Annotated in this window: 10 protein-coding genes; 9 read left to right on the forward strand and 1 reads right to left on the reverse strand. The window is 71.2% G+C overall.

What is annotated here, in order from left to right; all coding sequences use genetic code 11:
• Positions 1-29: 29 nt before the first annotated feature.
• The 9 genes from D456_RS0106540 to D456_RS0106580 all read left to right on the forward strand — a co-directional run bounded on the left by D456_RS0106540 (position 30) and on the right by D456_RS0106580 (position 11,236).
• Entirely contained in the window at positions 30-923 is an 894-nt protein-coding gene (locus D456_RS0106540; protein ID WP_083904531.1) for a tryptophan 2,3-dioxygenase, read from the forward strand.
• An 85-nt stretch (positions 924-1,008) separates the two neighbouring features.
• A complete protein-coding gene (gene kynU, locus D456_RS0106545) occupies positions 1,009-2,247 on the forward strand; it encodes a kynureninase (RefSeq protein WP_017575363.1) in 1,239 nt (412 codons plus the stop codon).
• 615 nt (positions 2,248-2,862) lie between these two features.
• A complete protein-coding gene (locus tag D456_RS0106550) occupies positions 2,863-3,792 on the forward strand; it encodes a hypothetical protein (RefSeq protein ID WP_017575364.1) in 930 nt (309 codons plus the stop codon).
• Positions 3,793-4,465: 673 nt separating this feature from the next.
• Positions 4,466-4,927: an Lrp/AsnC family transcriptional regulator gene (locus D456_RS0106555; protein WP_017575365.1), complete on the forward strand. Its 462-nt coding sequence runs from the start codon at positions 4,466-4,468 to the stop codon at positions 4,925-4,927.
• A gap of 9 nt (positions 4,928-4,936) precedes the next feature.
• The gene (locus D456_RS23755; protein WP_017575366.1) at positions 4,937-5,773 is read left to right on the forward strand and encodes a PhzF family phenazine biosynthesis protein; all 837 of its coding nucleotides are present in this window, start codon (positions 4,937-4,939) and stop codon (positions 5,771-5,773) included.
• Positions 5,774-5,915: 142 nt separating this feature from the next.
• Positions 5,916-6,338 carry a hypothetical protein gene (locus D456_RS0106565; RefSeq protein WP_017575367.1) on the forward strand — a complete coding sequence of 141 codons (423 nt, stop codon included), beginning with the start codon at positions 5,916-5,918 and terminating at the stop codon, positions 6,336-6,338.
• Positions 6,339-7,056: 718 nt separating this feature from the next.
• Entirely contained in the window at positions 7,057-8,802 is a 1,746-nt protein-coding gene (locus tag D456_RS0106570; RefSeq protein WP_017575368.1) for an ABC-ATPase domain-containing protein, read from the forward strand.
• A gap of 374 nt (positions 8,803-9,176) precedes the next feature.
• Complete coding sequence (locus tag D456_RS0106575; RefSeq protein WP_017575369.1) at positions 9,177-10,106, forward strand: proteasome assembly chaperone family protein; 930 nt, start codon at positions 9,177-9,179, stop codon at positions 10,104-10,106.
• A complete protein-coding gene (locus tag D456_RS0106580) occupies positions 10,103-11,236 on the forward strand; it encodes a quinone-dependent dihydroorotate dehydrogenase (protein WP_017575370.1) in 1,134 nt (377 codons plus the stop codon). Before D456_RS0106575 ends, D456_RS0106580 begins: the two co-directional genes overlap by 4 nt.
• Before the next feature lie 112 nt (positions 11,237-11,348).
• Here D456_RS0106580 and D456_RS0106585 read toward each other — a convergent pair whose 3' ends face one another.
• Positions 11,349-12,911, reverse strand: a complete 1,563-nt coding sequence (locus D456_RS0106585; RefSeq protein ID WP_017575371.1) for a polysaccharide deacetylase family protein — start codon at positions 12,909-12,911, stop codon at positions 11,349-11,351.
• Positions 12,912-12,947: the final 36 nt, after the last annotated feature.

Raw genomic sequence — 12,947 nt, forward strand, 5'->3', positions numbered from 1 at the left:
CGAAGACGTTCGTCGACGAGGGGGCCGCCATGTCCACCACCGCGCAGCAGTGTCCGTACTCTCCGCAGCAGGAGACGGCCCAGGACCGGGAACCGGGGGAACGGCCCGAGGAAGGTGCACCCTCCCTGGACTTCGAACGCGCCACCCCTTACGTGGACTATGTGGGTGTGGACACTCTGCTCGGCCTCAAGCGTCCACGTACCGACGAACCGGCCGAGTCGGCGTTCATCCTCACCACGCAGGTCATGGAGCTGCTCTTCACCCTGGTGGCCGAACACTGGGAGGCCGCACGCGACGCCCTGGAGGCCGACGACGTGCCCGGTGCGCTGGCCTGGCTGCGTCGCTCCCGCAACGCCCAGGACGTGCTGACCGGCTCCTGGGACCTGCTCGCCGACATGACACCGACGCAGTTCAACCGGTTCCGCGACGCCTTCGGCGAGGCCTCGGGTTTCCAGTCCTACACCTACCGCCACCTGGAGTTCCTTCTGGGCAACAAGTCCGGTCCCATGGTGCGCCCGCACAAGGGCATGCCGCGGGTCGCCGAGCGGTTGACCGCCGTGCTGGAAAGCCCCGGCCTCTACGATGCGGCCCTGCGCCTGCTGGCCCGCCGCGGCCTGCCCGTGCCCGACGAGGCGGTCGACCGTGACTGGACACGGCCCTACGAGGAGGCCCCCGGCGTCGTCGAGGCCTGGGCCCGTGTCTACGCCGACGAACGCGACGACAACGAACTGTTGCTCCTGGCCGAGGCGCTGATGGACGTGGCCGAACGGGTCACCCGGTGGCGCCACCGCCACCTCATGGCCGTCAAGCGCACGATGGGCGGCAAACCCGGGAGCGGCGGGTCCAACGGCCTCACCTGGCTGGCCCGCAATGCCGAGAAGGACGTCTTCCCCGAACTGTGGCGCCTGCGCGACACTCTCTGAGGACCGCCGCACGCCCCGGACGGCACAGTGGCCGGGGCGGCCGCGCACACCGATCCGCCCGTCCCGACGCCAGGAAGCAGGACCGATGATCCCCACCACCCGCCAGGAGTGCGCCGCGCTCGACGCCGCCGACCCGCTGGCCCCCATGCGCGAGCAGTTCGTCCTGCCCGAAGGTGTGATCTACCTCGACGGCAACTCCCTGGGCGCCCTGCCGCGCACGGCCCCCGCCAGAGTGGCCGACCTGGTCGAACGCGAGTGGGGCCAGGGCCTGGTCCGCAGTTGGAACGATGCCGGGTGGTGGGACAAACCCCGGACCCTGGGCGCCGCGATCGCGCCCCTGGTCGGCGCGGGCACCGACGAGGTCGTGGTCGGGGACGGCACCTCCGCCAACCTGTTCAAGACCGTTGTGGCGGCCCTGCGCATGTCCGAGCGCGACGTGGTGCTGGGCGAGGCCGGCAACTTCCCCACCGACCTCTACGTCACGGAGGGGGCCGCGGGTCTGACCGGCGCCACCCAGCGCCGGGTGGATCCCGACGGCCCCGAACTGGCCGCAGAGCTGGCCCGGGGCGATGTCGCGGTCCTGTTGCTCAGCCACGTCGACTACCGCACCGGTGTCCTGCGCGACATGGCCGGGACGACCCGCCTGGCCCACGAGCACGGGGCGCTCGTGGTCTGGGACCTGTGCCACAGCGCCGGAGCCGTCCCGGTGGACCTGTCGGGCAGCGGGGCAGACTTCGCGGTCGGGTGCACCTACAAGTACCTCAACGCCGGCCCCGGGGCCCCCGCGTTCCTGTACGCAGCCCGGCGCCACCACGCCCGCGCCGACCAGCCCCTGAGCGGCTGGCACGGGCATGCGCGCCCCTTCGACTTCGCCCCCGGTTACGAACCGGCTCCCGGGGTCTCACGTTTTCTCAGCGGCTCGCAGCCGCTGGTGGCCGACGCGGCCTTGGAGGCGAGCCTGGAGGTGTGGTCCGGGGCCGACCTGGAGCAGGTGCGCACCAAGAGCCTGGCCCTGACCGACCTGTTCCTGTCCCGGGCGGCCGAGGCGGGTCTGGGGTCGCTGACCCCTTCCGAACACGACCGGCGCGGCAGCCAGGTCTCTCTCGTGGAACCGGAGGAGGGGGCCGGGTACGCGATCGTGCAGGCCCTCATCGCGCGCGGGGTCATCGGGGACTTCCGCGCGCCCGACGTGATGCGCTTCGGGTTCACACCCCTGTACCTGTCCTACACCGAGGTCTTCGACGCCGGTCAGGCCCTGGTGGAGGTCGTGCGCGAGGGGGAGTGGCGCCAGGAACGTTTCCGTGCGCGTTCGCAGGTGACCTGACCGTTCCGTGGGAGACGACCCCGCGCTACCTTTCTTTTGCGTTCCGGGGTCGTACGAATCACGGCGGATTGTGACACGTTTCCCTCTTCAGGGGGAATTTCAGTCCCTGTCAAGGGATCCTGTGCCCTATGACGAGTGCCACGAACGGCCCGCGGGGCGAGGGGCCACGGTAGGCGGAACCCCCTGATCAGGGGGTTCCGTTGTTCATGGATGCGGGTGTCGTCATTTCTCCCCGTGTGTGGCCAAACACGCCGAGTCATTTTACTCCCATGCCTGTACACGCTTTACGAAAAGGTGGGTTAGGGTCCCTCGTGATCGGTTCGTTATTGGTCTTTTGATGAACCGATGCCGAGCCCTTGAACGTCCCCGAGCGTCCCAAGGGAGTTCAGACCCCACGGGGGTCGGCCACGCGCATCCCACGCGCCTGAGCCGGAGGACCGTCGGAAACATCCGGCGCGCATCATGTCCCGCCCCCGCCCGCCGTCCGCAGCCAGCGACGCGGATCCCACGTCACGGCACCCGGTCCAGGTGCTTTCCACACCCGTGTTGTGTCCTGTCCCGGGTGTGCCGTGTCCACGGTCTTCTCGGCCCTGTCGTCAACCTGGCCTTCACCTCATGAGCAACGAGAACGACACACCCATCCAGCACGGCAAAGTCGACGCGACCTATTTCTGGGACGACGGTTCCGGGATGCAGGGCGACACCGGACTCCCCGCGAGCGGCGAGCCGATGCAGAAGGGCCTTTTCTCCAGTCCCAGCTGGCCCCTGGGAACCAAGGGTTACATCGAGTACGAGGGACAGACGGCCGAGTTCTTCATCGGCGACCGGGGTCCCGGGCACCCCTCCAACGACTGCGACATCCTGCTGGACCTCGATGGCAAGACCTTCGCCGAACTGACCGGACAGACCTGGGACGCGGAGAACTACGTCGTCACGGGCGGCAACGGTCACCTCTACGACGTGGAGTACTACATCACCGAGTGGGGTGACGGCGCGGGACAGGAGGGCGCGCCGCACCCCTTCCAGCAGCCCGGGAACAAGTGCGAGGACGCCGTCTCCGAGATCCCCGAGGACAAGCTCGAGGACGAGAGCTCCGAGGAGGAGGCGGCCGACGAGGGTGCACGGAGCGAGGGCACCGGGGAGGGGAGCGACGAGGAGCAGGACTCCGAGGGCTCCGAGGAGGAGGACACCGAGGACGAGGCCTCCGAGGGGGAGAAGAGCACCGAGGAGTCCGCTCCCCCCGCCGAGGACGGGGGCGGGCCCGAGGAAGAGGAGGAGAACGGGGTCACCGCCGAGACCGCGGCCAACGACGTCTCCGGTTTCCAGCTCACCGGGGCCGACGGCGGACTCGCCGGCGGCGGCATCCTGGTCCTGGCGATCATCCCCGCGATCCTGCTCGCGATGGGCTTCGCATGGTTCCGCCGTCCTGCCGGCGCCCACGCCGGCGATGCCGACACCGACGGCAAGGGACTCATGTCCGACAGCGAGGGCAAGCACGGCTTCGGCTCCCTGCTGGACCGGTTCCGCGGCGGTAGGGGCAACTGAACCACCACCGCTTCCCGGGCCCGCCACTTCCCCAGGGGCCTGCGCGGCGGACCTTCCCGAGTGTCCACCGAGCATGCTCCCGCAGGAGTCCGAGAAGCCGGTTGTTCCCCCGCTGGAGCGGCGGGAACGGCTCCCACACGGGGCCGGTGGGCCCAGGCCGGAGGGGGCGTGGTCGATGGTGACCACGCCCCCTCCGTCGTGTCGGGCCCTGCGGAGCCGAGGGGAACCCGGTCCGGTGCCGCCGGCCCACCCGTGGCCGGCACGGCTGTGGAGGGGCGGGGCGCGGATCGCCGTTGACCCGGGCGCCCCACCCGCCCCTCGGGCACGCCGAGTACGCGTCCCCGGTGCGGTGCTCCGTCCCCGGCGGACGGGAGGACCGGACCCGGGTCGGTGCGGACGGCGCCGTTGCCGCCCCCCGGGGCCGGAGCCGTCCTTCGAGGCCGACACCGTGGCCTGGTGGGCGGAGCCCAGTGCCGGGGACCCCGGACGGCCCGGCAGGAGGGACCGGAGGGCCGCGGAGTCCCCGGCGAGGAACTCCATGTCTTGAATATGAAGTGAATAACCCCATATTGTCGAGATCACAGTCCCAATGCTGGACGAACTGTTCAGTACGACCGCCCCCGCCCCCAAACATCCACCGCGCCCACCATGCGGACGGTATGAGGTAAGACACATGGCCGTACGCCTGGACGACATAGACCGGAGCATCATCGACCTCCTGCGGGCCGACGGGCGCATGTCCATCCGGGCCGTCGCCGAGCGCGCCCACATCTCCCGCGCCAACGCCTACTCCCGCCTGGAGCGCCTGCGCAACCAGGGCGTCATCCGTGGGTTCACCGCCGTGGTCGATCCCGAGAAGTACGGGACGGCGCTGTCCGCGTACGTGTCGGTGCGTATCGAACAGCACTCCTGGGAGAGGTTCCGCTGTTATCTGCGCGACATTCCCGAGGTCGACCACGCCGCCCTGGTCTCCGGCGACGTGGACCTGCTCCTCCTGGTGAGAGTGACCGACGCCGCGGCCCTGCGCACCTTCGTCCTCGAACGCCTCCAGCGCATTCCCGAGGTCAAGAGCACCCAGACCATGTTCATCCTCGACGAGCCGCACCTGGAAGGACCGCTCCCTCGGGATGCCTAACCTGAGAACATGCCTGAGTACCGCGTGGTCGACGCGTTCACCGACCGTCCCCTGGCGGGCAACCCCGCCGCCGTCCTCGTCCTCGAGGACCCCTACCCCGAGGCCTGGGCCCAGGGGATCGCGGCCGAGTTCAACCTCTCCGAGACCGCCTTCGCGCGCCGTGTCGGAGAACAGGACGCCGAGTTCGAGCTGCGTTGGTTCACCCCCGTCGCCGAGATCGACCTGTGCGGCCACGCGACCCTGGCCACCTCCCACGCGCTGGCCGAACTCGGGGAACCGGCCCCGTACCGCTTCACCACGCGCAGCGGGATCCTGACCGTCGAACACCACGACGGCAGGCTGTGGATGGATTTTCCGGCACGCCCCGCGAGCGCGGTTCCCGCCCCCGACGGGCTCGCCGATGCCCTCGGTGCCCGGCCCCTGTGGACCGGTATCGGCGGCAACGACGACCTGCTCGTGGAACTGGCCGACGAGGACACCGTGCGCTCCTTGGCCCCCGACCCCGAGGCGATCCGCGCACTGCCTGTACGCGGGGTCATCGTGACCGCCCGTGGAGAGGGGCCCCACGACCTCGTTTCGCGTTTCTTCGCGCCGAGCATGGGTGTGCCCGAGGACCCGGTCACCGGCGCGGCCCACACCGTGCTCGCCCCCTTCTGGGGCGAACGCCTCGGGCGGACCGGGTTCCTTGCGTACCAGGCCTCCCGCCGCGGCGGGGACCTGCATCTGCGCCTGCGTGGAGACCGGGTCCTCATCGGCGGTGACGCCGTGACAGTGGCCACCGGCCACCTCGATGTCCAGCAGACGTCCTCCGACTCTTCGGCCGGTACTGCGTCCTGGAGCCCCTGACCGGGTGGTCCCTCGCAGCAGGTGGCCTTCGAGGGGCACCGGCGGGCGGCGCCACGGGCCCGGTCCCCGCCGACCAGGGCCGGGGAGCTGTCCGACGAACACCACGAGTACCGACCGAACACGGTCCGGAGAGGAGACCCCGATGGAACAGTGGGACACCAAGGAGAAGATCGCCGCCGCCCGGGAGCGGATGGAGGAGAGCCACCACGACTGGCGCCGACCCGCCGCCTACGGGGTCGGGGTGTACCGGGAAGGGACCACCGAGTTCACCCGCGTCAACCAGAACGGCAACTACCTCCCCGCGGTCGTCCTGGCGCGCGTGACCGGACACACCCGTGGCACGTACTCCCACCCGATGTCGGTCGGGCAGCTGGAGGCGGCCGTGGGCGAGCTGAGCCCCGCCGAGGCGTGCACCGAGCTGGCCCACCCCAACCTGCACCACTGGCGCGAGGTCCTGGCCGACGTACGGGAGAACGGCGGCCAGATCGTCGCGGTCTTCGTCGGAGGTCTGGCCGACCCGCCGGCCGACGAGCACGACTCCGCACTCCGGGCCGCCCTGCGTTGAACGCCCGGGGCGTCCGCGGAGGTCCCCGTGTCCGGGACCCCCGCATTTCCGTTCCGCCCCCGCCGGGCCGATACACACGGCCCCCGAAAGTCAATTCTTCAACAATTTCTCCGGGTCCTACCGAGGGGGAACGCGAGATTTCCGTGTGCGGATCTCGGGGAACGGCGGGCGTGCAATCCCCGTTCCGAACGGAAGGGACGCTCTTCCCCGATTTTCCCACGCGTTCCCCGGACTTCCTGTAGAAAAGGGTTGTGCACCGCCTCTCCCCTCGAGGGGAACGCGAGGGGCCCGGCCCCGTTCTGTGCGGGTGCCCCGGGTCGGCCCGGTCCCTGCCCGCCGGCGCCGGAGCGTTCGAGCGTGACCCCCGAGAGCCCGGTGCACGGGGCCGGCCTCGGCCCCGACGGCCGCGCGGGCGCGGCCCCGGTGGAGTGCGGCCGCGATGCCTCCCTTCCCCCTCCCGGGGAGGGATCGCGCCCCCACCGCGGCCCCCGCCGACGGGTCGACGAGGCCGGTGCGGACCGGCCCCCGCCTCCCCGACCACAGCGGGGCCGGTCCGCCCTCCCCGGGGAGTACACCGCCGCTGCCCCCGGCACACACGCACGGCCCCTCCCGGAGCTGCCGCCGAAGCGGCGGGGAACCACTGTCCACAGGCGTTCTGCGCGGGCCCGTCCGAGGTCCTAACCTGGGCGGAACAGCGAACCGACCCGAGGGGGAACCGATGGCGGAACGGCACGGCGGAGGACGCCGACACGGCGGCGGAGGCGGCGGCAAGGGCCGCAAGCCCGAGCCCGAGCCGATCCGCGGGGTCCGCGACGACGCACGCCTGTCACAGGAGCTGCTCAAGATGGACGGCGCCTCATACGGGCGCTACAAGTCCCTCAAGGGCGACTGGGACTTCGGCGACTTCACCCTGACCGTTCAGCGGGTCCAGGCCGACCCGTTCGCGCCGCCGTCGCGCATCCGGGTGCTGCGCTCCGACGCGGGCATCCCCGAGAGCGCCTGGAAGGACCCGGTCCGGCGCAGGGCCACGGCCGACTACCTCGGCCGGCGGGCCCGCAAGCAACTGCGCGGGTCGTTGCTCAAGATCGACACCGGCGGACAGGAGGTCATCGCCCGTTCCTCCCTGCAGGTCACCGAGGGGGGCGGGATCGACCTGCGTATCGGCCTCAACATGCCCGGTCACGGCCGCCGCATCGACGGGCGCTCCGCCGAGCGGGAACTGTGCCGGACCCTGCCCGATCTGGTGGACGACCTCGACTGGGACGAGATCGACCAGAAGGAGGCGGTCGCCTTCGCCGACAGCGTCGCGGACACCGTCGCCCTGCGCGACCAGCTCGCCGGGCTCGACCTGGTCGCCTTCGTGGCCGACGGCGCGATCCTGCCCCGGCGCAGCGGTATCAGCGACGAACCGATGCGGGACGGCGCGGTGCCCTTCGACTCCCCGGAGTCCCTGCGCGTGAGCGTCGACCTGCCCCACCGGGGCACCATCACCGGTATGGGTGTGGCCGAGGGCATCACGCTCATCGTCGGCGGCGGTTTCCACGGCAAGTCCACGTTGCTGCACGCCCTGGAACGCGGCGTCTACGACCACGTTCCGGGCGACGGGCGCGAGCTCGTGGTCACCCGGCCGGACGCGGTCAAGATCCGGGCGGAAGAAGGACGCGGGGTCGAGCGCACCGACGTGAGCCCGTTCGTGCGCAACCTGCCCACAGGGGCCGACACCAGCGACTTCCGTACCGAGAACGCCTCGGGGTCGACCTCCCAGGCCGCCAACATCTGCGAGGCCGTGGAGAGCGGTGCGAGCACACTGCTCGTGGACGAGGACTCCACGGCCACCAACCTCATGATCCGGGACGAACGGATGCAGCGCCTGGTCCACGGTGACCGTGAACCCCTGGTGCCCTTCATCGACCTGGTGCGCCCGCTCAACCGCGAGCACAAGGTCTCCACCGTCCTGGTCATGGGTGGCAGCGGAGACTACTTCGACGTCGCCGACCAGGTGATCATGCTCGACGCCTACCACCCGCACGACGTCACCGATCAGGCCTCCGAGCTCGCGCACGAGCGCGAGGACGCCGAGTTCCGCCTGCCGCGTGCCCGGGTGGTCGACCCCGGTTCGGTCGACGACAGCGGCAACAAGGGCCGGAGCCGCATCAAGCGCCGCGACATGGACGTGCTCACCTTCGGCGAGAGCGACGTCGATGTGCGCGGGGTCGAACAGTTCGTCGACCCGGGGCAGATCATCGGCGCCGGACTGGCCCTGCGCCGACTGGTCCAGGGCCGACACCTGAACGGCGAGCGCACCCTGCGTGAGGCGCTGGACTCCCTCGACCAGGAGCTGGCCGAGCACGGGGTCACCCTGCTGGGCCAGGACTTCGGCGGCGACTACACACTGCCGCGCCGCGCGGAGGTCGCCGCGGTCCTCAACCGCCTGCGCGCGATGCGCGTGGCCGAGATGCGCTGACCCCTCCCGCGGGCGCGCACACCTCCGATCGCGCGCCCGCGGGTGCTCGGACCGCAGACCGCCCGCCGCCCCGGCCCGTGCCGCACGAGGGGGCCCGGCCCGTACACATCGGAGCGAGTACGGGGCCGCGGGGCGCGGGCGGGAACAAGCGCCTCAGTGATGCGTGTTGCCACCGAACGGGGCCCGGTACAGGCCCCCGACCCCGGCCGGTACTCGGTCCGTCGCCCCCGCACCCGGGGTGTTCCGGGCCGATCCGTACCGGGACACGGGGCCGGTATTGTGGACGAGCAGGGCAGGAACGCCCGAGGGCCCCGGTTCCGCCCCACGGTGGCCATCCCCCTGCCTCCCCGACCAGATGTGGAGACGAGTACCCGGTGCGTGACCCAGCAGATCTGTACGAGATCCATCCCGGTTTCGATGACGTCAAAGGTCTGGCGATGCTGGTCTGCTTGGACGGCTTCGTGGACGCGGGACAGACCGGAACCCAGATGTCCACGGCCCTCTTCGACGCCCTCAGCGGCGAAGAGGTCGCGACCTTCGACACCGACCGCCTCGTCGACTACCGGTCCCGCCGCCCGAAGATGACCTTCGTCGAGAACACCTGGACCGAGTACACCCCTCCCAAGATCGCCCTGTACCGGTTCCACGACCTCGAGCGACAGCCGTTCCTGGTGCTGTACGGCCCCGAACCCGACCTGGAGTGGGGGGCTTTCGGCGCAGCCGTGCAGCAGCTCGTGGAGCACTTCGGCGTCACGCTCACGGTGAGCGCGAGCGGGGTGCCGATGGCGGTGCCGCACACGCGTCCGATCACCGTGACCCCGCACGCCACCCGGGAGGAGCTCGTCTCCGGGCACACCCCGTGGATCGGCCGGGTCGAGGTGCCCGCGAGCGTGAGCGCGATGCTGGAGTACCGCTTCGGCGGGAGCGGCCACGACTTCGTGGGCTACGAGGTCCACGTGCCCAGTTACCTGGCCCAGTCCCAGTACCCGCACGCGGCCGTGGCCGCCATGGGGTTCGTGGCGGGCGCCACCGGTCTGGCCCTGCCCACCGACCAGTTGGAGGAGGCCGCCGGAACCACCGACGTGGAGATCGCGGAGCAGGTCGCCGAGTCGGAGGAGATCCAGCGTGTCGTGGCCAACCTCGAGCGCCAGTACGACGACATCATGACTTCGCGGAGAGACGACCCCGGGGACCGCACGGTCCTGCCCCTGGCCGACGACGAGGCAGGGTTGCCCACCGCCGATGAACTCGGCGCCGAACTCGAACGCTTCCTCGCCGAGCGCGAGGGCGACGGAAACGGATGAGCGTGTTCTACCAGATTCTCTTCCGCTCGGCCCTGCGCCACCTGGACGCGGAGACCATCCACCACGTCGGCTTCACGGCGCTGCGTGCGGCCACCGCCGTCCCCGGGGTCGCCCCCGCCATGCAGAGACTCCTGGGCCCCGGCGAACCGGAACTGACCGTGCACGCGCTCGGACGGGAGTTCCCCGGGCCGCTGGGGCTGGCCGCCGGCTTCGACAAGAACGCGGAGGGCCCGCAGGGGCTGGCCGCGCTCGGGTTCGGGTTCGTGGAGATCGGTACCGTCACCGCCCACCCCCAGACCGGGAACCCGAAGCCGCGCCTGTTCCGTCTGGTCCAGGACCGCGCGATCCTCAACCGCATGGGCTTCAACAACGAGGGTTCGGCTCTGGTGGCCGAACGCCTGCACCACATGCAGGGCCCGCGTCCCCTGCTGGGCGTCAACATCGGCAGGACCAAGGTCACCCCCGAGGAGGAGGCCCCGGCCGACTACGCGCTCAGCGCCCACCGGTTGGCCGAGTACGCCGACTACATGGTGGTCAACGTCAGCTCGCCCAACACCCCGGGCCTGCGCGACCTGCAGAGCGTGGAACAGCTTCGTCCGCTGCTGCGTTCGGTGCGTGAGGCGCTGGCCGGGGCCGGGTACGCCGAGCTGCCGCTGTTGGTCAAGATCGCACCGGACCTGGCCGACGAGGACATCGACGCCGTCGCCGACCTCGCGCTCTCGGAGAACCTCGCCGGGATCATCGCCGCCAACACCACGATCTCCCGTGAAGGACTGGACACCGACCCCGATGCAGTGGCCGAACTCGGGGCGGGCGGGCTCTCCGGGGCGCCGCTCAAGGAACGTTCCCTGGAGGTGCTGCGCCGCCTGCGCGAGCGCGTGGGCGACCGACTCACCCTCGTCGCGGTCGGCGGGATCGAGACCGCCGACGACGCCTGGGCGCGCATCCGTGCCGGGGCCACCCTCGTGCAGGGGTACACGGGCCTGATCTACGGGGGGCCGCTGTGGCCGCGCCGCCTGCACCGGGGGCTCGCGCAGCTGGTGCGCTCGGCGGGCTACCGGTCGGTGGCCGAGGCGGTCGGCGCCGACGTCGACGGGACGGCCCCGAAGGAGCCGGCCCCGGCGCACTGACCCGCGCACGGGCACACCGCGCCACCCGCGCCGCGGCCGGCACCGGCCGCGGCCCCGCCCCCGTGTGCGGTACGAGCGCACGGGGGCGCGTTCTGCCCGGGACCGGACCGGCTCAGGGCGCGGGCGCTCCCAGCCCCCCGGGCGGGTAGCTCTCGCCGGCCTCCGCGCCGCCGAGCGCCTGGGAGACCGACACGAACTCGTAGTCCAGGGCCCTCAGCTCCTCGATGATCTGCGGTACGGCTTCCATCGTCGTCTCCAGCGGGTCGTGCAGGAGCACGATCGTGTTCGGCGCGGCCCCGGAGACCACGTTGGCCACGATCTGCTCGGTGGGCACGTCCTGCCAGTCGTCGCTGTCCACGTTCCACAGGATCTCGGCCATGCCCTGCTCGCCGATCTCCTCCAGTACAGCCTCCGAGCCGGCCCCGAAGGGCGGGCGGAACAGTTCCACGGAGTGCCCGGTCTGGCGCCGCACCATCGAACTCACCGCCGCGACCTGCGCGGGCAGCTCTTCCTCGTCGAACTCCTCGGGCATGTTCTCGTGCAGGTCGTTGTGGCTGGCGACCTCGTGTCCCTCGGCGTAGATGTGCCGGATCGTTCCGGGCCGGGACAGGGCCGGGTTCCCGTTGAGGAAGAAGGAGGCCGTCACGTCCTCCTCCGACAGCAGGTCCAGCAGCTCCGGTGTGTGTTCGTGCGGCCCGTCGTCGAAGGTCAACGCGATACAGCGTGTGCCGTCCTCGTAGCAGTCCACGTCCGGGTCCTGGGCGCTGACCACACCGGGCACGGGCCCCGGCTCCCCGGCTTCGGGACCGGCCGCGGCCACGGTGACCTGTTCCTCGTCCGAGAGCGAGGCCTCCCGGGCCCGCTGCCCCAGGTCGGACAGGAGCGGGTCGACCTCCTCGGCGTCCAGTACCGCGGTCTTGCGCCCCGGTTCGGAGGAGGGGACGTGCCCTTCCACGACGGGGGAGAGGTGGCCGTCGTCGAACTCCACGACCAGCTCGCCGGCGTCGTTGAACCCCATGGAGTCGTAGGTGCGCAGCACCGGGTGCAGGGTCGCGGTGTCCACGTCCCCGTCGTCGGCCAGCTGGTCGCGTACCAGGCCGTTGACGGTCTCCAGCGCCTCCTGGTCGGCCAGCAGCTCCGTGGAGTAGGCGGTGTGTCCGGACGCGGCGTCGTACCAGTGGGTGCTGTAACCCTCCCGGAGGCCGTGCATGTCCTCCTCGGTGCGTACCAGGCGCACGCCCAGCACGTCGGGGGCCGCGGCGGTGATCTGCCAGTCGACGGTCAGCGCCACCGGGTCGCGGGTCCCGGCGCGGAAGTCCGCCACCTCGGTGTCGACCCGCTCGGCCAGCCCCTCGGAGAAGGGCTCGGCCCCCTCGAACTCGGGGTAGGCCACGGAAATGTCCACCCCTCCGGGGATGTACGGGTGGTCATCGAAGGAGTCGGCGTCCCCGGTCCGCACCGTCACCCCCTCGTGGTCGGTGGAGCCGGAGTCCTCCCCGGTGCCGTCGACCAGGACCGCCATGGCGTCGGGATCGCCCGACGCCGAGCCCCCGACACCGCACCCGGCCAAGGGCATCAGCAGGACCATGGCGGTCACACCGGGCAGCCAGGGCAGTGCCACCCGACGTCCGGGCTCGGGCACGGCCTTGTTCTGGTGGGCTCTGGTCGACGACAAAACCGGACTCCTCATCCTTCGGAGGGGGCGCTGGCA

The sequence above is a fragment of the Nocardiopsis kunsanensis DSM 44524 genome (assembly GCF_000340965.1).
Lineage (GTDB): Bacteria > Actinomycetota > Actinomycetes > Streptosporangiales > Streptosporangiaceae > Nocardiopsis > Nocardiopsis kunsanensis.

Excerpts from the sequence above, each read along its gene's own strand:
- D456_RS0106540 (WP_083904531.1), top strand. The coding sequence starts at position 30 with ATGTCCACCACCGCGCAGCAGTGTCCGTACTCTCCGCAGCAGGAGACG.
- kynU (WP_017575363.1), top strand. The coding sequence starts at position 1,009 with ATGATCCCCACCACCCGCCAGGAGTGCGCCGCGCTCGACGCCGCCGAC.
- D456_RS0106550 (WP_017575364.1), top strand. The coding sequence starts at position 2,863 with ATGAGCAACGAGAACGACACACCCATCCAGCACGGCAAAGTCGACGCG.
- D456_RS0106555 (WP_017575365.1), top strand. The coding sequence starts at position 4,466 with ATGGCCGTACGCCTGGACGACATAGACCGGAGCATCATCGACCTCCTG.
- D456_RS23755 (WP_017575366.1), top strand. The coding sequence starts at position 4,937 with ATGCCTGAGTACCGCGTGGTCGACGCGTTCACCGACCGTCCCCTGGCG.
- D456_RS0106565 (WP_017575367.1), top strand. The coding sequence starts at position 5,916 with ATGGAACAGTGGGACACCAAGGAGAAGATCGCCGCCGCCCGGGAGCGG.
- D456_RS0106570 (WP_017575368.1), top strand. The coding sequence starts at position 7,057 with ATGGCGGAACGGCACGGCGGAGGACGCCGACACGGCGGCGGAGGCGGC.
- D456_RS0106580 (WP_017575370.1), top strand. The coding sequence starts at position 10,103 with ATGAGCGTGTTCTACCAGATTCTCTTCCGCTCGGCCCTGCGCCACCTG.